Source organism: Bradyrhizobium sp. R2.2-H, assembly GCF_004346455.1.
Taxonomy (GTDB): domain Bacteria; phylum Pseudomonadota; class Alphaproteobacteria; order Rhizobiales; family Xanthobacteraceae; genus Bradyrhizobium; species Bradyrhizobium diversitatis.
Window position 1 is genome coordinate 26,503 of record NZ_SMBR01000006.1, and the last position, 24,443, is coordinate 50,945.

General features: G+C 63.3%; 23 protein-coding genes. 20 read left to right on the plus strand and 3 right to left on the minus strand.

Annotation, left to right across the window (positions count from 1 at the left end):
- Nucleotides 1-8: 8 nt before the first annotated feature.
- Complete coding sequence (locus EDE08_RS16875) at nucleotides 9-1,259, minus strand: sarcosine oxidase subunit beta family protein (RefSeq protein ID WP_131870220.1); 1,251 nt, start codon at nucleotides 1,257-1,259, stop codon at nucleotides 9-11.
- 140 nt (nucleotides 1,260-1,399) lie between these two features.
- On the opposite strand from EDE08_RS16875, the gene EDE08_RS16880 reads away from it, so the two are divergent.
- From EDE08_RS16880 to EDE08_RS16965, 18 genes are all read left to right on the plus strand, one after another.
- On the plus strand, nucleotides 1,400-2,293 hold the full coding sequence (locus EDE08_RS16880) for a class II glutamine amidotransferase (protein ID WP_131870219.1): 894 nt from the start codon (nucleotides 1,400-1,402) through the stop codon (nucleotides 2,291-2,293).
- Nucleotides 2,293-2,988, plus strand: coding sequence for a GltB/FmdC/FwdC-like GXGXG domain-containing protein (locus tag EDE08_RS16885; RefSeq protein WP_131870218.1), 696 nt, complete (start codon nucleotides 2,293-2,295; stop codon nucleotides 2,986-2,988). The genes EDE08_RS16880 and EDE08_RS16885 overlap by 1 nt, the downstream gene beginning before the upstream one ends.
- Before the next feature lie 17 nt (nucleotides 2,989-3,005).
- Nucleotides 3,006-4,331, plus strand: coding sequence for an FMN-binding glutamate synthase family protein (locus tag EDE08_RS16890; RefSeq protein ID WP_131870217.1), 1,326 nt, complete (start codon nucleotides 3,006-3,008; stop codon nucleotides 4,329-4,331).
- A gap of 58 nt (nucleotides 4,332-4,389) precedes the next feature.
- On the plus strand, nucleotides 4,390-5,688 hold the full coding sequence (glnT, locus tag EDE08_RS16895; RefSeq protein ID WP_131870216.1) for a type III glutamate--ammonia ligase: 1,299 nt from the start codon (nucleotides 4,390-4,392) through the stop codon (nucleotides 5,686-5,688).
- A gap of 163 nt (nucleotides 5,689-5,851) precedes the next feature.
- Nucleotides 5,852-7,018 carry a transporter substrate-binding domain-containing protein gene (locus tag EDE08_RS16900; RefSeq protein ID WP_131870215.1) on the plus strand — a complete coding sequence of 389 codons (1,167 nt, stop codon included), beginning with the start codon at nucleotides 5,852-5,854 and terminating at the stop codon, nucleotides 7,016-7,018.
- A 35-nt stretch (nucleotides 7,019-7,053) separates the two neighbouring features.
- Nucleotides 7,054-7,662: an ANTAR domain-containing response regulator gene (locus tag EDE08_RS16905; RefSeq protein ID WP_131870214.1), complete on the plus strand. Its 609-nt coding sequence runs from the start codon at nucleotides 7,054-7,056 to the stop codon at nucleotides 7,660-7,662.
- 250 nt (nucleotides 7,663-7,912) lie between these two features.
- Entirely contained in the window at nucleotides 7,913-9,169 is a 1,257-nt protein-coding gene (locus tag EDE08_RS16910) for an ABC transporter substrate-binding protein (protein WP_131870213.1), read from the plus strand.
- A 59-nt stretch (nucleotides 9,170-9,228) separates the two neighbouring features.
- Nucleotides 9,229-10,122 (plus strand): urea ABC transporter permease subunit UrtB, encoded by an 894-nt coding sequence (gene urtB / locus EDE08_RS16915; protein ID WP_131870212.1) that lies wholly within the window; start codon nucleotides 9,229-9,231, stop codon nucleotides 10,120-10,122.
- Between the two features lies 1 nt (nucleotide 10,123).
- Entirely contained in the window at nucleotides 10,124-11,272 is a 1,149-nt protein-coding gene (gene urtC / locus EDE08_RS16920) for an urea ABC transporter permease subunit UrtC (RefSeq protein ID WP_131870211.1), read from the plus strand.
- 3 nt (nucleotides 11,273-11,275) lie between these two features.
- Nucleotides 11,276-12,019, plus strand: coding sequence for an urea ABC transporter ATP-binding protein UrtD (gene urtD, locus EDE08_RS16925; protein ID WP_131870210.1), 744 nt, complete (start codon nucleotides 11,276-11,278; stop codon nucleotides 12,017-12,019).
- A complete protein-coding gene (urtE, locus tag EDE08_RS16930) occupies nucleotides 12,019-12,714 on the plus strand; it encodes an urea ABC transporter ATP-binding subunit UrtE (protein WP_131870209.1) in 696 nt (231 codons plus the stop codon). The genes urtD and urtE overlap by 1 nt, the downstream gene beginning before the upstream one ends.
- A 36-nt stretch (nucleotides 12,715-12,750) precedes the next feature.
- Complete coding sequence (locus EDE08_RS16935) at nucleotides 12,751-13,788, plus strand: aliphatic amidase (protein WP_131870208.1); 1,038 nt, start codon at nucleotides 12,751-12,753, stop codon at nucleotides 13,786-13,788.
- Nucleotides 13,789-13,865: 77 nt separating this feature from the next.
- Nucleotides 13,866-14,399, plus strand: coding sequence for an urease accessory protein UreE (gene ureE, locus EDE08_RS16940; protein WP_131870207.1), 534 nt, complete (start codon nucleotides 13,866-13,868; stop codon nucleotides 14,397-14,399).
- 3 nt (nucleotides 14,400-14,402) lie between these two features.
- Complete coding sequence (locus EDE08_RS16945) at nucleotides 14,403-15,074, plus strand: urease accessory protein UreF (protein ID WP_131870206.1); 672 nt, start codon at nucleotides 14,403-14,405, stop codon at nucleotides 15,072-15,074.
- A gap of 12 nt (nucleotides 15,075-15,086) precedes the next feature.
- Nucleotides 15,087-15,782, plus strand: coding sequence for an urease subunit gamma (locus tag EDE08_RS16950; RefSeq protein ID WP_131870205.1), 696 nt, complete (start codon nucleotides 15,087-15,089; stop codon nucleotides 15,780-15,782).
- A gap of 21 nt (nucleotides 15,783-15,803) precedes the next feature.
- Nucleotides 15,804-17,513 (plus strand): urease subunit alpha, encoded by a 1,710-nt coding sequence (ureC, locus tag EDE08_RS16955; RefSeq protein ID WP_207913026.1) that lies wholly within the window; start codon nucleotides 15,804-15,806, stop codon nucleotides 17,511-17,513.
- 3 nt (nucleotides 17,514-17,516) lie between these two features.
- Nucleotides 17,517-18,170 (plus strand): urease accessory protein UreG, encoded by a 654-nt coding sequence (ureG, locus tag EDE08_RS16960; RefSeq protein WP_131870204.1) that lies wholly within the window; start codon nucleotides 17,517-17,519, stop codon nucleotides 18,168-18,170.
- Nucleotides 18,136-18,984, plus strand: coding sequence for an urease accessory protein UreD (locus EDE08_RS16965; RefSeq protein WP_131870203.1), 849 nt, complete (start codon nucleotides 18,136-18,138; stop codon nucleotides 18,982-18,984). The genes ureG and EDE08_RS16965 overlap by 35 nt, the downstream gene beginning before the upstream one ends.
- A gap of 32 nt (nucleotides 18,985-19,016) precedes the next feature.
- On the opposite strand, the gene EDE08_RS16970 is transcribed toward EDE08_RS16965, so the two are convergent.
- The gene (locus EDE08_RS16970) at nucleotides 19,017-21,263 is read right to left on the minus strand and encodes a nitric oxide reductase activation protein NorD (protein ID WP_245524805.1); all 2,247 of its coding nucleotides are present in this window, start codon (nucleotides 21,261-21,263) and stop codon (nucleotides 19,017-19,019) included.
- Nucleotides 21,264-21,328: 65 nt separating this feature from the next.
- The gene (locus EDE08_RS16975; protein ID WP_131870201.1) at nucleotides 21,329-22,129 is read right to left on the minus strand and encodes a CbbQ/NirQ/NorQ/GpvN family protein; all 801 of its coding nucleotides are present in this window, start codon (nucleotides 22,127-22,129) and stop codon (nucleotides 21,329-21,331) included.
- A gap of 566 nt (nucleotides 22,130-22,695) precedes the next feature.
- Here EDE08_RS16975 and EDE08_RS16985 point away from each other — a divergent pair.
- Complete coding sequence (locus EDE08_RS16985; protein ID WP_165935983.1) at nucleotides 22,696-23,205, plus strand: sigma-70 family RNA polymerase sigma factor; 510 nt, start codon at nucleotides 22,696-22,698, stop codon at nucleotides 23,203-23,205.
- 114 nt (nucleotides 23,206-23,319) lie between these two features.
- Nucleotides 23,320-24,297, plus strand: a complete 978-nt coding sequence (locus EDE08_RS16990) for a FecR family protein (RefSeq protein ID WP_131870199.1) — start codon at nucleotides 23,320-23,322, stop codon at nucleotides 24,295-24,297.
- The last annotated feature ends 146 nt before the right edge of the window (nucleotides 24,298-24,443 follow it).

Consider the following 24,443-nt stretch of genomic DNA (forward strand, 5'->3'; position numbering starts at 1 on the left):
ATCGACCTTCAGTGCAGATTGGGTTGGGCGCCCTGGCCCTTTTCATCGAGCAAGTGCCCGCTCGCGAAACGGTCAAGACGGAAGGCGCGTGCCACTGGATGCGGTTCGTCGCGGGCAATCAGATGGGCGAAGCACCAGCCGGATGCCGGCGTGGCCTTGAACCCGCCATAGCACCAGCCGGCATTCAGATAGAGGCCGTCAAGCGGCGTGTGGTCGATGATGGGCGAGCCGTCCATGGACATGTCCATGATGCCACCCCATGAGCGCAACATCCGTAGCCGTCCAATCATCGGCATCAATGCCATTCCGCTTTCGCAGACATCCTCTACAGTCGGCAGATTGCCGCGTTGCGCATAGGAATTGTAGCCGTCGATGTCGCCGCCGAACACGAGGCCTCCCTTGTCGGACTGGCTGATATAGAAGTGGCCTGCGCCGAAGGTGACGACGCCCGGAATCAGCGGCTTGACGGCCTCGCTGACGAACGCCTGCAAGACGTGGCTTTCGATCGGCATGCGAAGGCCGGCCATCGCCGTCAGCCGCGAGGTATTCCCGGCAACCGCCAGCGCCACCCTTGGTGCGCGGATTGTGCCGCGCGTCGTTTCCACGCCGACGACGCGATCGCCCTCACGGATCATGCCGGTCACTTCGCAATTCTGGACGATGTCGACGCCGCGGTCGCTGGCCGCGCGCGCATAGCCCCATACGACGGCGTCGTGACGGGCCGTTCCGCCACGTCGCTGCAACAGGCCGCCCTCGATTGGAAATCGGGCATTATCGAAATCGAGGAACGGCAGCATGCGCCGGACGGCAGTCCGGTCGAGCAGTTCGGCGTCGACACCATGCAGCCGCATCGCGTTGCCGCGGCGGGCTGCGGCGTCGCGTTGCGCATCGGAGTGGAACAGGTTCAGCACGCCGCGCTGGCTCACCATCGCGTTGTAGTTCAGATCTTTCTCCAGACCTTCCCAGAGCTGCATCGAGAATTCGTAGAAGGGATTGTTGCCGGGCAGCAGGTAGTTCGAGCGGATGATCGTGGTGTTGCGGCCGGCATTGCCGGAGCCTATCCAGCCTTTTTCCAGCACGGCAATGTTGGCGATGCCGAAATGCTTCGCGAGATAATAAGCCGTCGCAAGGCCGTGCCCGCCGCCGCCGACGACGACGACGTTGTAGGACGGTTTCGGGCTCGCGTCGCGCCAAGCCGCCGTCCAGCCGCGATGTCCGAACAGGGCTTGATGCACGAGACTGAAGATCGAGTAGTGCATGGAGATGATCGCATTGGGGACGATGGAGGCGGAGCCTGGACCACACTATTCCATATTTCCTGACAAGAAAACATTGTTCTCGATAGTTGACAGTCGTCCACGCGGGACGATATGCATGGCTGGCCCGATGGAGAGCAGGCATGTGCGGTATTGTCGGTCTATTCCTCAAGAACCCGGCGCTTTATCCCGAGCTCGGGTTTCACCTTGCGGCCATGCTCGGCGTGATGAGCGATCGCGGCCCCGACAGCGCGGGGTTCGCGGTCTACGGCAGCCAGCAAGCAGATCACGTCAAGCTTACGCTGCGTGCAGCATCGGCCGCCGAGATTCGCGAGGCGGTAGCGGCTCTCGGCAAGGCGGGTGCGGGCGATCTGGACGCCGTCCTTCACGACACCCACGCCGTGGTCTCGGTGCCGTTGGCGCGTGAACAAGAGGTGCGGTTGTTGATCGCGCGCGACAGTCGCGTGACGCTGGTAGGCGTGGGCGCCAGGATGGAGCTGTTCAAGGAGGTCGGGCTTCCGGAGCAAGTCGCCAAGCGGTTCGAGCTGTCGGGAATGAGCGGCACGCACGGCATCGGCCACACCCGGATGGCGACCGAATCCGCCGTGACGACGCGTGGTGCGCACCCGTTTTCGACCGGAAAGGACCAGTGTCTGGTTCATAACGGCTCGCTCTCCAATCATTACGGCGTACGGCGCTTTCTCAGCCGCGAAGGACTGACGTTCGAAACGGACAACGACAGCGAGGTTGCTGCGGGTTTCCTGACCTGGCGCATGCAGCAGGGCGCGTCGCTCGAGCAGGCGTTGACGGACAGTCTCGCTGATCTCGACGGGTTCTTCACCTTCGTGGTCGGAACCGAGAGCGGATTCGCGGTGCTCCGCGATCCCATCAGTTGCAAGCCAGCCGTCATGGCGGAGACCGACGACTACGTCGCGTTCGGATCGGAATATCGCGCGCTCGCCGTGCTTCCCAATGCCGAACGAGCTCGGGTCTTCGAGCCGGAGCCGGCCAGGGTCTATGCGTGGGAGCTGCGCTGATGCGCTCGGTCGATCTTGAGGAAAGCAGCGTCCGTGAACTCAATGGCGAGCTGCATCGGCTCACGCCGGAGACCAACGAGACGCGATGGGTGATCGAGCATCCGCAAGGCAAGCATGCCATCGCCTGCGGTCTCGATGCCCCCGTGACCGTCGAGGTGAAGGGGCATGTCGGTTATTACTGCGCCGGCATGAACAAGCGCGCCACCATCGTCATCGACGGAAATGCCGGCGTCGGGGTTGCCGAGAACATGATGTCCGGCGAAGTCCGGGTGAAGGGCGACGCCAGCCAGGCGGCGGGGGCGACCGGCGTCGGCGGGCTGTTGGTCATCGAGGGCAATGCGTCGGCGCGCTGCGGCATTTCGATGAAGGGCATCGATATCGTCGTGAAGGGCTCGATCGGTCCGATGAGTGCGTTCATGGCGCAGGCCGGCACTCTCATCGTGTTCGGCGATGCCGGCGAGGCGCTCGGCGATTCCATCTACGAGGCGCGGCTTTTCGTGCGCGGATCGGTGGCAAGCCTCGGTGCAGACTGCATCGAGAAGCCGTTGTCGGACGAGGACAAGGTCATTCTTCTCGGGGTGCTGGAGAGGGCGGGGCTGTCGGCCGGTTCGGACGGCGGCCCAGACGGTTTCCGGCTCTATGGATCGGCCCGCAAGCTCTATCATTTCCACATCGACAACGTCGACGCTTACTGAGGCAGGACGGCTTCCCGATGAACGCACAGAGTCCGAAGGCCGCCACCCCACCGCGGTTCTCCGCGACCTTCGATCCGCAGGCGATCGCCGAGATCCAGCGCGCGGCGGCGACCGGCATTTACGACATCCGCGGCGGCGGTGCCAAGCGCAAGCTGCCGCATTTCGATGATCTGCTGTTTCTCGGCGCGTCGATCTCCAGATATCCGCTGGAGGGTTATCGCGAGCGCTGCGGCACCAATGTCGTGCTGGGCGGCCGCTTTGCCAGCAAGCCGATCGAGTTGAAGATTCCGATCACGATCGCCGGCATGAGCTTTGGTGCGCTGTCGGCGCCGGCGAAAGAAGCTTTGGGGCGCGGGGCATCCGCAGTCGGGACCTCGACCACGACCGGTGACGGCGGCATGACTGACGAGGAACGCGGGCACTCGTCGATCCTGGTCTATCAATATCTGCCTTCGCGTTATGGCATGAACCCGGACGATCTCCGGCGCGCGGATGCGATTGAGATCGTGATCGGGCAGGGCGCCAAGCCCGGTGGTGGCGGCATGCTGCTGGGCCAGAAGATCTCGCCACGCATCGCCAGGATGCGGACGTTGCCGGAAGGCATCGATCAGCGCTCGGCCTGCCGGCATCCGGATTGGACCGGACCGGATGATCTCGAAATCAAGATCGAGGAGTTGCGCGAGATCACCGACTGGGAAAAGCCGATCTACGTCAAAGTCGGTGCCAGCAGGCCTTATTACGATACGGCGCTCGCGGTGAAGTCCGGTGCCGACGTCGTTGTTCTCGACGGCATGCAAGGCGGCACCGCTGCGACGCAGGATGTGTTCATCGAGCATGTCGGCCTGCCGATCCTCGCTGCGATCCGGCCCGCGGCACAGGCTTTGCAAGATCTCGGCATGCATCGCAAGGTCCAACTGATCGTATCGGGCGGCATCCGCAGCGGCGCGGATGTGGCCAAGGCGCTCGCGTTGGGAGCGGACGCGGTCTCGATCGGGACGGCCGCGCTGATCGCGATCGGCGACAACGATCCCGGTCTCGAAGACGAGTATCGGAAATTGGGCAGCACTGCAGGGGCCTATGATGACTGGCAGGACGGACGCGATCCCGCCGGGATCACGACGCAGGACCCGGAGCTTGCCGCACGGCTCGACCCGGTCAAGGCCGGCCGGCGCCTCGCGAACTATCTCTCGGTGCTGACACTCGAGACCCAGACCATCGCCCGTGCTTGTGGCAAGAGCCACGTGCACAATCTCGAGCCCGAGGACCTCGTGGCGCTGACGCTCGAAGCCGCGGCGATGGCGCGCGTTCCCTTGGCCGGAACTTCGTGGATACCCGGGTCATGACGATCCGAAGACGGATCTGGCGTGAACCTGCTCAACGACGAGTAGCCTGGAGACAACGATGTCGACGAAGCTTTCGGATATAGCGCGCGAGAAGGGGATCAAATACTTCTTAATCTCCTATGCCGATCTGTTCGGCGTACAGCGGGCCAAGTTGGTGCCGGCTGCGGCGATCGACGGCATGGCCAAGAACGGCGCGGGATTTGCCGGCTTCGCCACTTGGCTCGATATGACGCCTGCTGATCCGGATCTGTTTGCCGTACCGGATCCGGATACGCTCATCCAGTTGCCTTGGCGGCGCGAGGTCGGCTGGTTGGCCGCCGATCCCTGGATGAACGGCAAACCGGTTGCGCACGCGCCGCGCAACGTCCTCAAGCGCAAGATTGCGGAGGCTGCGGCGGCCGGCCTGACGATGAAGACCGGCGTTGAGTGCGAGTTCTTCCTGCTGACCGAGGATGGCCGCGAAGTCTGCGACACCGCCGACCGGCAGACAAAGCCTTGCTATGATCAGCAGGCGCTGATGCGGCGCTACGATGTCATCAGTGAGCTCTGCGACGCCATGCTGGAGCTTGGCTGGCAGCCCTATCAGAACGATCACGAGGATGCCAACGGTCAGTTTGAGATGAACTGGCAATTCGACGAGGCGCTGGTCACGGCCGACCGGCATGCCTTCTTCAAATACATGGCGCGCTCCATCGCCGAGAAGCATGGCCTCCGCGCGACCTTCATGCCGAAACCGTTCATCTCGCTGACCGGCAGCGGTTGTCATGTGCACGTGTCGCTGTGGAAAGGTGAACGAAACCTGTTCGAGGACGAAGGCGGCGAACTCGGCGTTTCCGAGCTCGGCTATCATTTCCTCGGCGGCGTGATCAATTCGGCTGACGCTCTCGCCGCTATCCTCAATCCGTCGGTCAATTCCTACAAACGCATCAACGCGCCGCGAACGCTCTCGGGCGCGACCTGGGCGCCGAACTCGGTTACCTACACCGGAAATAACCGAACCCACTTGATCCGAATTCCCGAGGCGGGCCGCTTCGAGCTGCGGCTCGCCGACGGTGCTGCCAATCCCTACCTGCTGCAGGCCGCGGTTCTATCTGCCGGACTCGACGGCCTCAGCAACAAGCGAGATCCCGGAAAGCGGCTCGACATCAACATGTATACCGAGGGGCACACCGTGACCTCGGCCAAGCGGCTCCCGATGAATCTGCTCGATGCCTTGCGAGCGCTCGAACATTCGAGCGTGCTGCGGGATCATCTCGGGGAGTTCGTACCCGCCTATCTCAAGCTGAAGCATGAGGAGTGGAACGACTACGCACGCCATCTGACCCAATGGGAACGAGACAACACCCTGGACTGTTGATATCCGAAAGAAGTGCGTCGTGCCCAAGGCCGTTCCGGGCGTTTGATGCGGCCGTTGACGTCATCCCCATTATTTTTCATAGACTGGAGATGCCGCAAAGGCGCGATACGGCACCGCGAGAAGAGGGGCGGCGTTGACGGATGCAGCCAACGATCGTGATTTGATGGTGTCAGCCAAAGACCATTCGGACAGTTGGCGGGTTGGCGTGCTGTTCTCGCAGACGGGCGTGACGTCGGCCATCGAGCGCACGCAGCTGAATGCGACCTTGCTCGCGATCGAGGAGATCAATGCCAATGGCGGTGTCCTCGGCCGACCGGTCGAACCCGTGATCTACGATCCGGCTTCAGATCCGAAGAAATTCCGCGCTTTTGCCGAGCGGCTGTTCCAGTTCGATCGCATCAGGATCTTGTTCGGCTGCTACATGTCCAGCACGCGCAAGGCTGTGCTTCCGGTCGTCGAAGGCCACCGCGGCCTGCTGTTCTATCCGACGCAGTACGAGGGGTTCGAGTATTCGCGCAATTGCATCTACACCGGCGCGGCGCCCAACCAGAACTCGATTCAGCTTGCGCGTTTCCTGCTTTCCACTTACGGCAACCGCTTTCTGCTCGTCGGCTCCAATTACGTCTATCCCTATGAATCGAACCGGTTGATGGCGGACTTCGTCGTGCAGAGCAAAGGCAAGGTGCTCGACGAGATCTATGTGCCGCTGCAAGCCAGCCAGGGGGATTTCGACAAGGTCATCGCGCGGATCAAGAAGACCTCGCCGGAGGTGATCTTCTCCACCGTGGTTGGAGCCGGCACTGCGGCGTTCTACCGTGCCTATCGCGCGGCAGGTTTCGACCCCGCACGCATGCCGATAGCAAGTCTCGCCACCAACGAGGCGGAGGTTGCCGAAATGGGCGCGGAGGCTGCCGAGGGACACATCACCGCGGCACCGTTCTTCGAGACCCTGTCCTCGGCGGCTGCGCGGCGTTTCGTCTCGAGCTTCAAGCAAAAATACGGAGACGATGCGCCCGTGACGGCCGGCGCCGAAGCGTCCTATTTCCAGGTGCATCTGGCGATGCGTGCCGTCGGAAAGTGCGGCTCCGACGATCCAGAACAGGTGCTTGGCAATCTCAGGGATTTCGAGTTCGATGCGCCGCAGGGAAGGGTGCGTGTCGATCCCGAAAACAACCACACCTATCTTTGGCCGCGGATCGCGCGGCTTGATCGAAACGGCCGATTCCAGATCGTGTGGAATCCAGGTGTGCGCGTGAAACCGGATCCCTATTGTGTCGTGCAGAGCCTCGACGATTGGTCCGTCGATGACCAGCAACTCATTCGTCCATGATTCCCGTGGTTACCTAGTGGGACGGAGAACCGGGCGTGGCCATTCAAATTCTTCGCGATCTGCGTGGTCTGCGGGTTCATGTCGTGCATCCTCCGGATTCGGAGCGGACCAAGCTGGTCGAGCATCTGCGTCGCATCGGCTGCATGGTGGAGATGCAATGGCCCGTGCCGGAATGCTGGCAGGAAGGGGCCGACATCGTGCTGCTCGCGATCGAGCACGACATGCGGACCGAGATGCAGCGCCTGTTGAAATCCGATGTCAATCGCCGGCCGACCCTGATCGCCGTCGTGTCCTACGAGGATCCGTCGACGCTGCAACTTGTGCTCGAGTTCGGCGCCGTCGCCGTCATCGAGCGTCCGATCCGGCCGTTCGGCTTGTTGACCAACATTACCATTGCGCGCAGCCTGTGGTTGGAGCGTCGCGAAGCTGACAAGCGTGTACGCAAGCTCGAACGCAAGCTCGCAGGCATTCAACGCATCCAGAAAGCCAAGGCGATCCTGATGGATGGCCAGGGATTGAGCGAGGCTGATGCTTATGAAAGCATCCGGCGACAAGCCATGTCGAAGCGCTTGTCGATGGACGACATGGCCTCCGCGATCATTCACGCAAACGAGCTGTTGCAATATCGCGCCAAAGGTGATTAGCTTTCGACCGTCGTGAAGAGAAAATCTTTCGCGACTTTGCCGAACCATCGATGATGCTGGTTCGGCTCTGGCTGAGCAGCCCGAAGGACCCGCGAGGGTCCGTCGGGCTTTTTTTTGTTTCTTGGGGCGCGTGGTGTTGTCGCCACCTTCGTGTTGACGACGCCCGCTTGAGTCTTGGCGATTGTCTGACGGAAGCAGCGTACTTCGGTGCGATCGGAGATCTGTGTCTGGAGCTAACGGGGAGTGTGCAATGGCAGTTGATAGACGTAAATTTCTGAAGAGCGGCGCTTTGGCGGGCGGCGCGTTGATCACATCCCCCTGGGTGTTTTCGACGGGCGCTCAAGCCGCGGGCGAGATCAAGGTCGGCGTGCTGTTCTCGCTGACCGGCGGGTTGTCGATCGTGGAGAAATCGCTGCACGACGCCACCATGATGGCGATCAGCGAGATCAACGCTGCCGGCGGCGTCAAGGGCATGAAGATCGCGGCGATCGCCGAAGATGGCGCGTCGGATCCGAAGACCTACAACGAGAAGGCGTCGAAACTCGTCATCCAGGATCGGGTGCCGACCGTTTTCGGCTCCTATACTTCGGCCAGCCGCAAGGCCGTGCTGCCGGTGTTCGAGAAGCGCAACAACCTCTATTTCTACCCGACCTACTACGAAGGCTTCGAGTGCTCTAAGAACGTCGTCTATACCGGCGCTGTTCCGAACCAGCAGCTCTCGAACTTCATTCCGTGGATCATCAAGACGCTCGGCAAGAAGAAGTTCTTCATCGTCGGATCGAATTACATCTATCCGCGCGAGATGGCCAAGGTCTCCAAGATTCTGATCGAGAAGAACGGCGGCGAATGGATCGCCGACGAATATCTCGAGCTTGGCCATTCCGAATGGGGTTCGATGGTCAACAAGATCAAGAACTCGGGCTGCGACGTCGTGCTGTCCAACGTGGTCGGCGACTCCGTGATCGCTTTCTACCGCGAGTACAAGAACCAGGGTCTCACCCACGACAAGCTTCCGATCTGCGCGACCGTGACCTCCGAGATCGAGATCGCGGCGATGGGGGCCGATTATGCCGTCGGCTCGTACACCTCGTTTCCCTACTTCCAGGCAATCGATATCGACCGCAACAAGGCCTTCGTCGCGCGTTATCGGGCCTTCGTGAAGGATCCGAAGGCGGTGACGCACCACGCGCTGGAATCGTCCTATTTCCAGGTCTTCCTGTGGAAGCAGGCGGTCGAGAAGGCCGCCGAGGTCACGCCGATTGCGATCCGCGAGGCGGTCAAGGGCCAGGAGTTCGACGCGCCCAACGGCCACGTCAAGATCGAAGCCGAGAACCTGCACACCTACCTGACCCCGCGCATCGCGCAATGGCAACCGGACGGTCAGGGCAAGATCATCGATGCCTACAAGGAGCCGGTGATGCCGTTGCCCTATGTCGCCTATGGCGAGACGCCGACGAACCTCTTCTGCACGTCGAAGGGGCTCGACGCAAGCAAGCTGAAAACCTGACGTCAAGGAAACCTGGTCCATCGCGCGGTCTGCCGTGCGATGGACGATGAGGTGTTGCCATGCTCGAAGTTCTGTTCATCGGTCTCAGCCTGGGTTCGATCCTTCTCCTGGTTGCCCTCGGCCTTGCGATCACCTATGGCGCCATGGGCGTCATCAACATGGCGCATGGCGAGATGGTCATGGTCGGCGCCTATGTGACGGTGCTGTCGGGCCTTTGGCTCGGGACGAACATCTTCGTCGCAATCCCGCTCGCTTTTATCGTGACGGCGCTGCTCGGGCTTTTGATCGAGCGCATCGTAGTACGCAAACTGTACGGACGGCTGCTCGATACCCTGCTGGCGACCTGGGGCGTCGCGATCCTGATTCAGCAGGCCGTGCGGCTGGAGTTCGGGCTCTCGTTCTTCGGCATTCACATCCAGGGACTTGGCCCCGGCCTGCAGAATGTCGATGTACCCGGGATATTGCAGGGTACCCTTCACATCGCCGGCGCCGATATCAATCGCTACCGGACCTTCATCATCCTCATCACGGCGGTTCTTACGTTCGCCACGTGGTTCCTGCTCTACCGAACCGTCGCAGGCACCCAGGTCCGCGCCATCATCCGCAATCCGAAGATGGCCGCGGCCTGCGGCATCGATGTCGACCGCGTCAACGCGCTGACCTTCGCGTTCGGCTCCGGCCTTGCCGGCGTCGCCGGCGTGATGATGTCCGGCTTCAAGACGGTGTTTCCGGACATGGGCACGCCGATGGTGGTCGACGGCTTCATGGTCGTGGTGATGGGCGGCGTCGGCAGCCTGCTCGGATCGGTGCTGTCGGCCGGGATCCTCGGCGAAATCAACGGTGTGGTTGCCGCCGGGACCAACGACATCCTGGCGCGCGCGGTGGTGTTCGGTGTGGTGATCGCGATCATCATTCTCAAGCCGAAGGGCCTGTTCGCCCTCAGGGGACGCTGAAATGTCTTCGCAGCGCCGCATCGACTGGGCGATCTACGCCGGCTTCGTGATCCTGATCATGCTGGTGCCGCTGGTGATGGACCCGTTCTGGCTGAATCGCATCGCCAAATATCTGGTGTTCGGCATGCTCGGCATCGCAGTCGCGTTGTCCTGGGGCTATGCGGGCATCCTCAATCTCGGCCAGGGACTGTTCTTCGGCGCCGGAGCCTACATGCTGGCGATGTCGTTGAAGCTGGCCAGCGCCACCAGTCTGCAGCAAGGCTCCGACAAGCCGGTGCCGGATTTCATGCTGTGGAACGCCGAGCCGGGGGCCAAGACCGAGCTCTGCTGCATCACCAAGGCCTCGTTCCTGTGGCTGCCATTTCAGAGCCAATGGTTCGGCTTTGCCATGGGCCTGATCCTGCCGGTCCTGATGGCGGTGGTGGTCGGCCTCATCGTCTTCCGCAAGCGAATCTCCGGCGTGTTCGTTTCCATCATCATGCTGGCGCTGGTGCTGCTGGTCCGGCTGGTGATGATCGATGCCCAGCCGGTCACGAACGGCTTCAACGGCCTGACCGATCTGGGCTGGTTCAAGATCGGCGATTTCGAATTTGATCCCTATATCGTGCCGACCTATTACCTGATCGCGGGTTCGCTGAGCGTCGTGCTGCTTGCAGCGCGGCTGCTGATCGACACCCGCGCCGGCGTGATCCTGCAGGCGGTTCGCAACGACGAGAACCGCGCCCGCTATCTCGGCTTTGACGTGCCGGCCTACCAGACCTTTTTCTTCGCGGTCTCGGCGGCCATCGCGGGCTTCGCCGGCATGCTCTATGTCATCGTTTCGGAATTCGCATCACCGACCTTCATGGATCTGAGCTTTTCGATCACCATGGTGGTGTGGGCGGCGGTCGGCGGCCGTGCCTCGATTCTCGGCGCCTGCATCGGCGCAATTGCGATCAACATGATTTCGGCAACCGTCAGCGAAGCCGAGGGGTTTGCAGAGGCCTGGAAAGCCATCATCGGACTGATCTTCGTGCTGGTCGTGCTCTATCTGCCGCGCGGCATTGCAGGGCTTGCTCACGACCTGATCGATCGTGTGGTCGCGCGCAAGACGCCGCATGCGTCGCCCGCGCTGCGTGTCCACGATGCCACCTCACAGCTCGCGGAGTAGCCCATGGCGCAGGCAGCATTGACCATCGACGGGCTTGGCGTCGACTTCGAGGGCTTCAAGGCCGTCAACGGCGTGTCGTTGATCATCGAGGAGGGGGAGTTGCGGGTTCTGCTCGGTGCAAACGGCGCCGGCAAGACCACGCTGATGGATCTGATCTCGGGCAAGACCAAGTCGACCGAAGGCCGCGTCTTCCTGCATGATACCAACATCACCAATTGGGAAGAGCATCGGATCGCTCGCGCCGGCATCGGCCGCAAGTTCCAGATTCCGAGCGTGTTCAAGGAGCTCACGGTCCGCCGCAATCTCGAAGTGGCGAGCTGCAAGAATCCCGGCGTATTCGCCAATCTCGGCTTCGGCTTTCCGGCCAAGGCGAAGGTCGAGGAGGTGCTCGAACTGATCGGGCTGGCCGACGAAGCCAACCGCGTAGCGGCCTATCTGAGCCACGGCCAGACCCAATGGCTGGAGCTCGGCCTTTTGATCACGCAAGATCCGAAAATCATCCTGCTGGACGAGCCGACCGCCGGCATGACCCAGGCGGAGACGCACAAGACCTCCCTGATCGTCAACAACCTCCGGGGCCGCCACACCATCATCGTGGTCGAGCACGACATGGCCTTTGTGCGCGAGATCGCGGAACGCATCACCGTGCTGCATCTGGGCCAGGTTCTCGCCGAGGGCAGCGTTACGGATATCGAGACGAATCCGAAAGTGAAGGAAGCCTACCTCGGCTCGAAGGGGATTTCCTGATGCTGGCGTTCTCGCATGTCGATAGTTTCTACGATCGCAGCCACATCCTGCACGACGTCTGCCTCGAGGTGCCTGGCGGCGAGGTCACGGCGGTGCTCGGACGTAACGGCACCGGCAAGACTACGCTGCTGAAGACGCTGATGGGCTTGACCGACCGGATAGACGGGCAGATCAGGCTGAACGAGCGCGAGATCGGCAAGGAGCCGACGTTCCAGCGGGCGCGGGCCGGCATCGCCTATGTACCGCAGGGGCGCGAGATCATTCCGGATTTCACGATCCGCGAGAACATCCTGATGGGCTCGTTTGCCCGGCATGACGGCAAGCGCGAGATCCCGGAACTGGTCGCCGAGCTGTTTCCCTATCTGATGAACAATCTGACCCGTAATGGCGGCGTGCTTTCGGGCGGGCAGCAGCAGCAGCTCGCGATCGCTCGTGCGCTTGCCGCCGATCCCAAGGTGATCCTGCTCGATGAACCGAACGAAGGCATCCAGCCGTCGATCGTCGAGGAGATCGAGAAGATCATCATCCGCCTCAATCGGGAGGTTGGCCTCACCGTGATCCTGGTCGAGCAGAACGTCTCGTTTGCGCGTCGCGCTGCGCATCGCTTCGCCATGATGGAGAAGGGACGCGTGGTCGTGTCCGGGGCGATTTCCGAACTGACCGACGAGATGGTTCATCGTCATATGGCGGTGTGAGCTGAAGCTGCAAGAACTTCTTAGAGGAGAGCAAAGATGCTGCACGGTGATATCACGTCAAGCAATGACACGGTCGGCGTCGCCGTCGTGAACTACAAGATGCCGCGCCTTCACACCAAGGCGGAGGTGCTCGCCAACGCCCGCAAGATCGCCGACATGGTCGTCGGCATGAAGACCGGTCTACCCGGCATGGATCTTGTGATCTTCCCGGAATACTCCACCCACGGCATCATGTACGATTCCAAGGAGATGTACGAAACCGCCTCGATGATCCCAGGCGATGAAACCGAGATTTTCGCCGAGGCCTGCCGCAAGGCCAAGGTGTGGGGCGTATTCTCGCTCACCGGCGAGCGCCACGAGGAGCATCCGAACAAGGCGCCGTACAACACCCTGATCCTGATGAACGACAAGGGTGAGATCGTCCAGAAGTATCGCAAGATCATGCCCTGGGTTCCGATCGAGGGCTGGTATCCCGGCAACTGCACCTATGTTTCCGAGGGCCCCAAGGGGCTGAAGATCTCGTTGATCATTTGCGACGACGGCAACTATCCCGAGATCTGGCGCGATTGCGCGATGAAGGGCTCCGAGCTGATCGTGCGGTGCCAGGGCTATATGTATCCGGCCAAGGACCAGCAGGTCATCATGGCCAAGGCGATGGCCTGGGCAAACAATGTCTATGTTGCGGTCGCCAACGCCACGGGCTTCGACGGCGTCTATTCGTATTTCGGCCATTCCGCGATCATCGGCTTCGACGGCCGGACGCTCGGCGAATGCGGCGAGGAAGAGTACGGCGTCAACTATGCCCAGCTGTCGAAGTCGCTGATCCGCGATGCCCGCAAGAACGGCCAGTCGCAGAACCATCTCTTCAAGCTGGTGCATCGCGGTTACACGGGCATGATCAATTCGGGTGAGGGTGATCGCGGCGTTGCGGCCTGCCCATATGATTTCTACGCCAAGTGGATCGCCGATCCGGAAGGCACGCGGGAGATGGTCGAGTCCTTCACGCGCAGCACGGTGGGAACCGAGGAATGTCCGATCGAGGGCATCCCGAACAAGCAGGTAGCGCACCGCTAGGACGCATACCGCCGGGGGCGGCGGACTGATATCCGCCGCCCATCTTGCATGATCATGAAATTCGCGAGGTAGCTGCGATGCTGCGCATCGAACGCGTGCTGGGGAGCCGGGTCGAGCCCGCTTTGTCCGAGGCGCTTCACCGTCTTGAACATGAGGGGGCGGTCGATGTCGCCAATGTGCCGGCGACCGATCTGGCGCGGCGACGTCTCTTGATCACCACGCGCGGCGGTGAAGAGTTGGCGATCGCCTTGCCTCGTCATGAAAAGCTCTTCGACGGCGCCGTGCTGCTGCTGGAGCCCGACCGTGCGATCGTGGTCCGCGCCGCAACCGAACGCTGGTTGCGATTGGAGCCGCGCTCGATCGCCGACGCGGTGGAGCTCGGCTACCACGTCGGCAATCTACACTGGCGGGTGCGGTTTGGCGGCGAGGTGCTGCTGGTTGCGTTGGAAGGCCGGCCGGAAGACTATACTGCGCGCCTGGAAAACCTGATCAGCGCCCGCCGGGTCGGCGTCACGATACTCGATGAAGATACTGCGGACGCGGTCGAAGCCGTCGAGCCGCCCCAGCCCGGTGGCGCCCGCGGTGGCCATCACCATCATCACGATCATTGAGCCATGCTCCGGGTTTTACAGGCGATCTGGCAGGCGGACGGCGCGTTTCCGAGCGGGGCCTTTGCGTTTTCCTATGGGATCGAGGGAGCTCTCGCACTTCGCCGCGACATGACTTTGGGCGACTTCGAGGCATTGGTCGCTGCGATGTTGAAGCAGCGCTGGGCCAGCTACGACAGGGTCGCATTGCTGTGGTCGTATCGTGCCGGGGGCGATCTGGAAGCCATTGCAGCAGTCGATCGCGAGGTCGAGGCCTCCACGCTGATTGAGACGTTGCGTACGGGCTCGCGCCGCAATGGGGGGGCGTTTCTTGCTTCGCACGCACGGCTGGGTCAGCCACTGGCAATCGCGCTGCGCGATGACGTGCAGGCGGGGAATTGTCTGGGGCATATCGCCGTCATGCAGGGCGCGGTGTGGTCGGAACTCGGGCTGGACGAGGCGCTGGCGCAACTCTGCTCCGGCTATACGGCTGCGTCCGGCGTGATCACTGCCGCGATCAGGCTGGGTGCCATGGGCGCGCTGCAAGGGCAGGGCGTGCTGCAGCGATGCCTGCCGCTGATCGAGCAACTCGCGGCGCAGGAGGTACCGGATGAGGTCGAACTGTCCAGTTTCGTGCCTTTCCTCGATATTGCCGCGGCACGGCACGCCCAGGCCGATCTGCGGCTGTTCGCCAATTGAGGGTGATTTCGAATGCTGCTGACGCCAACCGAACTGGAGCGCCTGACCATCTTCAATGCCGCCGAGCTGGCGCGCCGCCGCCGCGCCCGCGGACTGAAGCTGAACTATCCGGAAGCCGTCGCGTTCATCACCGACGAGATCCTGGAGGGCGCGCGTGACGGCCGCTCCGTCGCCGACTTGATCGGCTATGGCTCGACCGTCCTGTCGTCCGCGGACGTGCTGCCCGGCATCGCCGCGATGATGGACATCATCCAGGTGGAATGTGTCTTCCCCGACGGTACCAAGCTCGTCACGGTGCACGAGCCGATCCGGCCCGCCCCGGGCACGGAGGCCGACACCGAACGTCCGGGGGCCGTGCTGGCGCAGGACGGCCAGATCGCGCTCAATGCGGGGCGACGCACGCTGACCTTGACGGCAGTCAACACCGGTGATCGCCCGATCCAGATCGGATCGCATTTTCATTTCTTCGAGGTCAACAAGGCGCTCGAGTTCGATCGCGCCAGCGCCATCAACATGCGGCTCGACATTCCGGCCGGCACGGCGGTGCGGTTCGAGCCGGGGGCCTCGAAGGAGGTCAATCTGGTCGAGTTCGGCGGCGACCAGCATTTGACCGGACTTAACAATCTCACCGACGGTGTGGCGTCCGATCCCGCCGTTCAGGCGGCGGCGCTGACGCGAGCCCGTGCGCGCGGCTTCAAAGGCGCCTGAAACCTGAAAGGAGACTGCTGCGTGGCGATGATCGACCGGCGTGACTATGCCGCCCTTTACGGCCCGACCACGGGCGACGCCGTCCGGCTCGGTGATACCTCGCTCTATGCCGTGGTCGAACACGACCATGCGGTCTATGGCGACGAATGCCTGCATGGCGGCGGCAAGACACTGCGCGACGGCATCGGCATGGCGGGGATCACCAGCGCCGAGGGCGCGCTCGATTTCCTGCTGTGCAACGTGCTGGTGATCGATCCCGTGTTGGGGATCGTCAAGGGCGACCTCGGCATCCGCCATGGCCGTATCGTGGGCTTCGGCAAAGCCGGAAATCCCGCCATCATGGACGGCGTCGATCCGAACCTGATCGTCTCCACCGGCACCACGGTTCGGGATTGCGAGGGGCTGATCGCGACACCCGGCGCCATCGACGTGCATGTGCATTTCGACAGCGCGGGCCTCGTCGAGCATGCGATCGCGAGCGGGATCACCACCATGATCGGCGGCTCGCTTGGGCCGATCACGGTCGGCATCGATTCCGGCGGACCGTTCAACACCGGCAAGATGCTGCAAGCCGCTGAGGCGTGGCCGATGAATTTCGGCTTTCTCGGCCGCGGCAATGCCCATCGCGCGGCGCCGATGATCGAGCAGCTCGAGACCGGGGTGATGGGGCTGAAGCTGCACGAGGATTGGGGTTCGATGCCGGCGGCGATCGACACCTGCCTCGAGGTTGCCGATGACTACGATTTTCAGGTTCAGATCCACACCGATACGCTGAATGAATCCGGCTTCGTCGAAAATACGCTGGAGGCGATCGGTGGCCGCACCATTCACATGTACCACACCGAGGGCGCCGGCGGCGGTCATGCGCCCGACATCATCCGCGTCGCCGGCGAGATGCATTGCCTGCCGTCCTCGACCAATCCGACCAATCCCTACACCGTCAACACCTTCGACGAACATCTCGATATGACGATGGTGTGCCACCACCTCAATCCCGCGATTCCCGAGGACGTCGCCTTTGCGGAAAGCCGTATTCGTGCCCAGACCATCGCGGCCGAGGACGTGCTGCACGACATCGGCGCGATCTCGATGCTGGGCTCCGATAGCCAGGGCATGGGCCGTATCCACGAAGTGATCTGCCGGACCTGGCAGCTTGCCTCCAAGATGAAGGACCAGCGCGGTGCGTTGCCGGAGGACAAGCCGGGCTTTGGCGACAATGCGCGTATCAAGCGCTACATCGCCAAATACACCATCAATGCCGCCAGGACGTTCGGCATCGCCGACCAGGTCGGATCGCTGGAGCCGGGCAAGATCGCCGACATCGTGGTGTGGCGGCCGGCCTTCTTCGGCATCAAGCCGGAGCTCGTCATCAAGGGCGGCTTCATCGCCTGGGGCGCAATGGGCGATAGCGCGGCATCGCTGATGACATGCGAGCCGATACTGATGCGGCCGCAATGGGGCGCGTTCGGCAGGGCCGCGTCGGCGCTGTCGGCCTGCTTCGTCCATCCGCTGGCGCTGGCGCGCGACCTGGGCGCCGAGCTGGGATTGGCCAAGAAGCTGCTGCCGGTGCGAGGCACACGCAAGCTGAGCAAGCGGGACATGCTGTGGAACGACGCATGTCCGCACGTCACCGTCGATCCGGAGACCTTCGATGTGTTTGTCGACGGTGTGCTGGCAACTTGCGAGCCGGCCCGCGAACTGCCGCTGGCCCGCCGCTACATGTTGAGGTGAGCCATGTTTCATGCCTTGCGTGTATCTGACAACGAGGCCCGCGGCGGCGCCAGCGCGGCGCGGGTTGGAATTGGCGGCCCGGTCGGTTCGGGCAAGACGGCGCTGATCGAGGCGCTGATCCCGGTGCTTCAGCGGCGCAACATCGACTTTGCCGTCGTCACCAACGATCTCGTCACCAAGGAAGACGCCGAGCGGTTGCGGCGCTCCGGACTGATCGATCCTGCCCGCGTTTCGGCGGTCGAGGCCGGCGCCTGCCCGCACACCGTGATCCGGGAAGATCCCACGCTGAACATTGCGGCGGGGGACGACCTCGAAGCCCGCTTCCCGGGATTGGAGCTGATCCTGTTCGAATCCGGCGGCGACAATCTCGCCTCGACCTTCTCGCTCGATCTGGTCGACTGGTGGATCTTCGTGATCGACGTCGCCGGCGGCGACGACATTCCGCGCAAGAGAGGGCCCGGCCTGCTGCGTTGTGACCTGCTTGTCGTCAACAAGGTCGATCTCGCGCCCCATGTCGGCGTCGATCTCGATCGCATGCTGGCGGATGCACGGCAGGTGCGGGGCACGAAGCCGGTGATACCGACCAATTTGAAGAGCGGCGTCGGCGTGGAGGCGGTCGTCGATGCGATCTCTGCTGCAGTCCTGTTCCGGGTCTGAGACCGGGCGTTCGCTCGATGGCGCGTTGGTCGTCGATCGCGCCGGCGGTCGCAGCGTCTTGCGCCGTCAGCAGATCGGCTATCCCCTGCATATCACCCGCGGGTTCTATCTCGATACAGTCAGGCCCGATCTGCTCACGCTCTATCTGCAATCCGCCTCGGGCGGTTTGTATGCCGGCGACCGCATCAAGCTTGACGTGCGCGTTGGTGACCAAGCCGCGTTTCACATGACGACCCAGGCCGCGACCGTCGTGCATGACGGCCGCGCGAGCGGCGCAATCCAGCGACAAGCCGTGAGGGTGGAAGAGGGCGCGTTCTGCGCCTTGACCAGCGATCCCTACGTGCTGTTTCCAGGTGCCGATCTCACCTTGGAAACGGAAGCCGTGGTTGCCGACGATGCCGTGCTGTGTCTCGCCGATGGTTTTGCGGTCCACGATCCCAAAGCGAAGGCGAGGCAGTTCGCGCGCTTCGAGAGCCGGTTGAGCGTATCACGCCCGGGCGCCAGGTTGCTGATGAAGGACATCGGCGCGATCGACGGCGACGAGACGCGCAACGGGGCGCTGGGCCCGATGGCCGCCGTGGCAAACTTCGTGCTGATTGCGCCGCCGGACCGATTGCCGGCGTTGGCCGACATGGAGCAGGCCGCCGGCCGCTGTGGCGCGCTGGCCGGATGTTCGTTGGCGCCGAACGGTGCAGGCCTTGTATCGCGTATTCTTGCCCCGGATGGTGGTGTCCTGGCACGCGCACTCGACGCGTCGTTCCATGTCGCAGCCCATGCTGCACTCGATGCCCCCCTGGCGCGTCGAAGGAAGTGATGCCTGTCCCCACTAACGGACTGGAGCGATTCCTAGCGCCGCGCCAGACGGAAATAGAGCTCCGACAGCCGTGCCGGCAGATTCTCGACCCGCGGCACCAGCATGGTGTTGCCGCGTCCGAAGATGCGCGGGGCGGAAGCGATGCCGGCTGTGCCGAGCACGACGCCATAGGCGTCGATGCCGCGACGATGGAGATCGACCGCTGCGCGTCTGGCATCCTCGACGAGATCGAGCGGATCGGCCACATCGATGTCGGACGGCTCCCCGTCGGTGAGCACGATCAGAAGCCTTCGGCTGGTCGAGGCGGTCGCCATCACGTTGCCGGCGTGGCGCAGTGCCGTGCCGAGCCGGGTCGACAGGCCGGAGCTGAGCCCTGCCAGCCGGGCCCGGCAATGCCGGTCGTAAGCCTCATCGAAGCCTTTGATCACGGTCATTCTGACGTCCTCGCGGCCGTCGGAGGCGAAGGAGAGCAGGCCGAAGGGATCGCCGAGCCGATCCATCGCTTCGGAGAGGATCGCGACGGCGAGGCGTTCGACATCGAGAACGGTTGAGCCAGATAGTAGCCGGTCGGATGTCGAGTGCGATGTGTCGATGAGGAGCAGCGCGGAGAGATCGCGATGCACCGATTTCGATGAGCGGAACACGCGAGGGTCAGGCTCCCGGCCGCTGCGCAAGGCGATGCCGGCGTCCAGCATCGCATCGACATCGAGATCGTGCCCGTCATGCTGCCGCTTCAGGCGCACCGTGCGGCCGATACGGAGGCCCCGCACCAGGCGCGCGACGCGGTTGCGCACGGCGCCCGAGCGGTCGAGCGCCTCGTCGATCGTATGCGGATCGGCGGTTTTGGCTGCGACCTCGCGTACGACGGTCCAGTCGGGCCGTTCGATGCCATGGACTCGGTCCCATTCCGGATAGCGCGCGATGACCGTGCCGCGGTCATCGGGCGCGACGGGGCGACCGCGGGCGATCCCGGCCTCGGCGTTGCCAGGTTCGGCCCGCTGGTTGCTGCCGTCAGCACTCTCCTGTGAGTCCACGCGCATGGCATCGATGAACAGGTCCAGCACGTCGTCCGGGGGCTGCGCGTCTGCGCCGAAATCCCACAGTCCCAGTCCATCGTCGCGGTACACCGGTTCGACCACATAGGTCCTGGCATTGAACTGCACCCGCATCTGGCCGAGGTCGTTGCCGAGCAACGTGCCGATCTCGCGGCTGATCGCGGAATCCTCGATGCGCGGCAGCGCGGCTGCGAACAGGGCGCGGCCCTTGGCGACGAAGCCGTCATCGTCGACATGGGCCGGATCGAACAGCGCACGCGCCAGCCGCGCCAGCAGCACCGGGGCGGTCGCGATGCCGCGGGGCTCGGCGACATGGTAGGGCGCCCACAGCCGGCGCAATCCAGGCAGGGCGCGCATTGCCAGTGTCTCGACACGCGCATCCTCGATCAGGTTGACCAGGGCGACCTGTAGCGGCTTCAGCGTGCCGATCGGAAACCGGGCCCGTCCGAGGACCAGATGCGCCTGCGCATGTGCGGTGGCGGCGCGAAACAGCCCGCGGGCGGCATCGCCCCGCACACCGCGATAGGTTTCCGGCAGCCGGATGATCGGACCGGAAATCGTGCTGCGGCGTTGCGGCTTGTCCATGCTGTCGCCAGCCATGCCGCGCAGCAACGGTAGCTCGCCCCACAATGCGGTGGTGAAGGCCTTCACCTCGGCTTCGACATTGGGGAAGCCGACGCCGCCAGGATCGCGCGCGATCATGCGGCGCGCCAAGTCATCCTGCAGGGAGAAGAAGGCAAGACGCCGGTTGCGATCTCCGGCAGCTGAGCGCAGTCCAGCGGCGATGAAATCCTCGAAAGCCTCTATCGTGCCGGGCAAGAGGATTTGCCCCATGCGGCTGGCGGCCGGTTGCACGGACTCCGGCGCCTGCCGCGCCAGCACCTCCATCGCGCGCCACCATCGCGATAGCGCCGCAGCTTCAAAGCTACGGCGCGCGGTCGCCAGAGCGTTCAACGATGCGGTTGCGGCAGCGGCACCGGCATGGCGGCAGATTTCGGCGCCAATTTGCGCCGCGCCTAGGAGCGGTGCAATCTCGCGCGCCGATGCGGCGGTGCGACTCGCCTCCCAATAGGCGATCAAGCAGGCAGGGCCAGCATTGACGTTGACGAGTTCGAGCACTGCGCCGGCCCAGTTCTCGAGTTCGGCAGCATTGAATTGCCTGGAGAGTGCGTCCCACGTCGCCAGAAATAGCGGCCGCAATGCGTCGCGCTGCCGCATGATCATGTGTAGCCGCCTCGCGTCGCCCTCCGGCTCGAACAACACTTGCAGCGTGGCAGATGGCTTTGCGCTCACGGAACGCATGCCGCGATGGCGTCGGTCAGCGCCGCGCGGATCTCGGGATTATCCGTGATCGGCAGCACGATGCCGGCCTGAACGGCAGCCGTCAGCGGCAGGCCGGCGCGGACCATGCGTCCCGTATGGATCAGCATCCGGGTCGATGCGCCTTCGTCGAGGCCGTGTCCCTGCAAATTGCGGGAGCGCTCGGCGATCCTGACCAGAAGGGTCGCCAAATCACTGTCCGCACCGCTTTCGCGGATGATGATCGCGCTCTCGGTGGACGGTGGGGGATAGCCGAAATCGATGGCGATGAAGCGCTGCTTGGTGGACTCCTTGAGGTCCTTCACCGCGCTCTGGTAGCCGGGATTGTAGGAGATCGTGAGCTGGAAGTCCGGATGCGCCGGTACGATCTCGTTGTGCTTCTCCAGCGGCAGGATGCGCCGCGCGTCGGTCAGCGGATGGATCACCACGGTGGTGTCCTGCCGCGCTTCGACGATTTCGTCGAGATAGCAGATGCCGCCGTGACGGACGGCTTGCGTCAGAGGGCCGTCATGCCAGACTGTGCCTGATGGCTCGAGGAGGTAGCGACCGGCGAGGTCGGCAGCGGTCATGTCCTCATGGGCCGCGACCGTGATCAGCGGCTTGCCGAGCCGCCACGCCATGTGTTCGACGAACCGGGTCTTGCCACAGCCGGTCGGTCCCTTCAGCATCACCGGCAGGCGCTCACGGTAGGCGGCCGTGAAGATGTCGATTTCGGTGGCCTGAGGCTCGTAGTAGGGCTCGGTGTTGATCCGATACGCATCAAGCGGCATGAACTGCTCCATTGGGTGAAGGAGCGACGCCTTGAAACTCAAAGCGTCGCCGCCCTTCAAGCATAGGGTGTGGCAGCCTTTGCCTGGGGAGCACGCTACGGCCCTGGAGCGTGCAGGATGGCGCGCAATAGGCGCTTCAATCGCGATTAGAGCCGAAATACGCAATCAAGACAAGCACGTCCTGCGATTGTTCTGCCACCAAGTTCACCACGCGCGGGCATGCGGCTCCGTCGAAGCTTCTCTCCATATGAGCATCCGAGATCTCGTTCTTGGGATGATTGGCAGTCCCGCACTCGCAGATCGTGTGCACTAATTCATCCACCGTCGCGTGCTGCGCGTCGGCGCAGCAGCTTGTCGAGCGCCTCCGCCGGCGAGAGCACGGGCCGCTGATAGATGCAGTAATGGCGGCGGATTTCCGGAGCGCGCAGCCTGATGAAACGCGCACATGGTGCAGCGGCTCACGAAATTGGAGGTGCTCTAAGATATCGATGTTGCGCCACTAATCTCCTGAACGTATGACATGGCTGTCCGCGCCGGTGTGTGGATGCTGTGTGTTTCGGATTCAGATGTCCGATCTAGTGGTTGCCCCTATCGCGGCGCTGATCGAAGCGTATTACGGAGAATTGCGGTCCTACGCCTCCCGCAAGCTCCGCAATCCCGTTGCTGCCGAAGATGTCGTGCAGGAAGCCTGGTTGCGATTTGCCAGCTCGGGCAATGACAAGATCGCCAATCCGCGTGCGTATCTCTACCGGCTCGTCGGCAACCTCGTCATCGATCAGCAGCGCCGCGAGCAGACCCGCCTTGGCGCGGCCGCTCAGCCTTCCGATCATCTCGATGTGGTTGACGAGACGGCCGACACCGAGCGGCAGCTCATGGCGAGGCAGCGGCTGGCGCTTCTGACCAAGGCAGTTTTCGAGTTGCCGCCCCGGTGTCGCGATTGCTTCATCCTTCGACGCTTCGACGACCTCGAGCCGGATGAGATCGCCAAGCGCATGGGAATCAGCCGGAATATGGTTGAAAAGCACCTCCGGCACGCGCTTGTTCACTGTGCCAGGCGTCTGAGCGAAGGCGATTGATTTTTTCTCCCAGCTGACCTCCTCTGTTTTAGAATTGCTCCGTCTTAAAGAGTGAGATGGCGGGCGATCGCCACTCTTGCGGCGCTGTTTTCATGCTGGAACGACGAATCATCCATGAATGACGGGGAGAAGCCGACGGCCCTGGACGAGGCGGCGGAATGGTATGTGCGCCAAGACACCGGGGTGCTGGATGCCGGCGAGCAGGCGCGCTTCCGGGCATGGCTGATGCAGCCGGCTAATCGTGCGGCTTACGAGGAGGTCGCCGGCGCCTGGGACGATCTCGGCCGCATCCCGCGGCCCGGACTAAGCACGGAATTGCCGCGACAGCGTGATGTCCGCGCGGTCTCGCTTCGGCGGCACCCGTCTCGCACATCCCGGCCCCGCCGCTGGGCGGTCGCGGCGGCGGCGGTCGTGGCGGCCGTCACCGCCGGCTATGCGCTCGACCTTCCCATGCGCCTCGAGGCAGATGCCATGACGGCGACCGGCGAGGCCCGGACCGTGACGCTGGATGATGGCAGCAGCGTCGCCTTGAACACTGCCAGCGCCATCGCCGTCGACTATTCGCGCGAGCGGCGGCGCATTCGCCTCTTGCGCGGCGAGGCCGTGTTTACCGTCGCCAGGGACGCCGCGCGGCCGTTCGTCGTCGCTGCCGCGTCCGGCGAGGCCGTCGCGCGCGGCACGGTGTTCGCCGTCCGCAAGGACGACGAGGCCGCGACGGTCACCGTGCTGGAAAGCCATGTGGGCGTGTCCTATCCGGCGGCTGGCCGGACGGCGGTCGAGCTGTCTCCGGGCGAGGCGCTCGATTATTCGCGCCGCGGGCTCGGCCCCGTGCGGGCCGTCGATGCCGATGCGGCGACCGCCTGGCGACGCGGCAAACTGATCTTCGTCGATCGTCCTCTCGGTGAGGTGATCGCGGAGCTCAATCGCTATCATTCTGGACGGATTCAAATCATCGACGGCTCCATCGGCAGCCATCCGGTCAGCGGTGTCTTCGATACCGGGAATCCTCTGCAAGCACTGGAGGTTATCGAGCAAACTCTCGGTCTGCACTCGACGCGGCTGAGCAGCCTTCTGATCCTGCTGCATCACTGATCAAGAAAAACTTCGCTTCGTCGACCTCCTCTTTTCCAAAGCTCCTGCGTCTCACTCTCGGAAGGCGACTGCACCGGCCCGCGGCCGGTGCGAGTTGCGACGGTGAAGTGACGGGGGCGTGGTGTTGGGGACGAGTACGAGGAAAC

Bases quoted from the DNA above. Each gene is read 5' to 3' on its own strand.
- EDE08_RS16900 (WP_131870215.1), top strand. From the start codon at position 5,852: ATGGTGTCAGCCAAAGACCATTCGGACAGTTGGCGGGTTGGCGTGCTG.
- EDE08_RS16935 (WP_131870208.1), top strand. From the start codon at position 12,751: ATGCTGCACGGTGATATCACGTCAAGCAATGACACGGTCGGCGTCGCC.
- EDE08_RS16950 (WP_131870205.1), top strand. From the start codon at position 15,087: ATGCTGCTGACGCCAACCGAACTGGAGCGCCTGACCATCTTCAATGCC.
- EDE08_RS16985 (WP_165935983.1), top strand. From the start codon at position 22,696: ATGTCCGATCTAGTGGTTGCCCCTATCGCGGCGCTGATCGAAGCGTAT.
- ureG (WP_131870204.1), top strand. From the start codon at position 17,517: ATGTTTCATGCCTTGCGTGTATCTGACAACGAGGCCCGCGGCGGCGCC.
- EDE08_RS16890 (WP_131870217.1), top strand. From the start codon at position 3,006: ATGAACGCACAGAGTCCGAAGGCCGCCACCCCACCGCGGTTCTCCGCG.
- urtB (WP_131870212.1), top strand. From the start codon at position 9,229: ATGCTCGAAGTTCTGTTCATCGGTCTCAGCCTGGGTTCGATCCTTCTC.
- EDE08_RS16945 (WP_131870206.1), top strand. From the start codon at position 14,403: ATGCTCCGGGTTTTACAGGCGATCTGGCAGGCGGACGGCGCGTTTCCG.
- EDE08_RS16875 (WP_131870220.1), bottom strand. From the start codon at position 1,259: ATGCACTACTCGATCTTCAGTCTCGTGCATCAAGCCCTGTTCGGACAT.
- EDE08_RS16880 (WP_131870219.1), top strand. From the start codon at position 1,400: ATGTGCGGTATTGTCGGTCTATTCCTCAAGAACCCGGCGCTTTATCCC.
- ureE (WP_131870207.1), top strand. From the start codon at position 13,866: ATGCTGCGCATCGAACGCGTGCTGGGGAGCCGGGTCGAGCCCGCTTTG.
- urtD (WP_131870210.1), top strand. From the start codon at position 11,276: ATGGCGCAGGCAGCATTGACCATCGACGGGCTTGGCGTCGACTTCGAG.
- EDE08_RS16910 (WP_131870213.1), top strand. From the start codon at position 7,913: ATGGCAGTTGATAGACGTAAATTTCTGAAGAGCGGCGCTTTGGCGGGC.
- EDE08_RS16990 (WP_131870199.1), top strand. From the start codon at position 23,320: ATGAATGACGGGGAGAAGCCGACGGCCCTGGACGAGGCGGCGGAATGG.
- EDE08_RS16965 (WP_131870203.1), top strand. From the start codon at position 18,136: ATGCGATCTCTGCTGCAGTCCTGTTCCGGGTCTGAGACCGGGCGTTCG.
- EDE08_RS16975 (WP_131870201.1), bottom strand. From the start codon at position 22,129: ATGCCGCTTGATGCGTATCGGATCAACACCGAGCCCTACTACGAGCCT.
- glnT (WP_131870216.1), top strand. From the start codon at position 4,390: ATGTCGACGAAGCTTTCGGATATAGCGCGCGAGAAGGGGATCAAATAC.
- EDE08_RS16970 (WP_245524805.1), bottom strand. From the start codon at position 21,263: ATGATCATGCGGCAGCGCGACGCATTGCGGCCGCTATTTCTGGCGACG.
- urtE (WP_131870209.1), top strand. From the start codon at position 12,019: ATGCTGGCGTTCTCGCATGTCGATAGTTTCTACGATCGCAGCCACATC.
- EDE08_RS16885 (WP_131870218.1), top strand. From the start codon at position 2,293: ATGCGCTCGGTCGATCTTGAGGAAAGCAGCGTCCGTGAACTCAATGGC.
- urtC (WP_131870211.1), top strand. From the start codon at position 10,124: ATGTCTTCGCAGCGCCGCATCGACTGGGCGATCTACGCCGGCTTCGTG.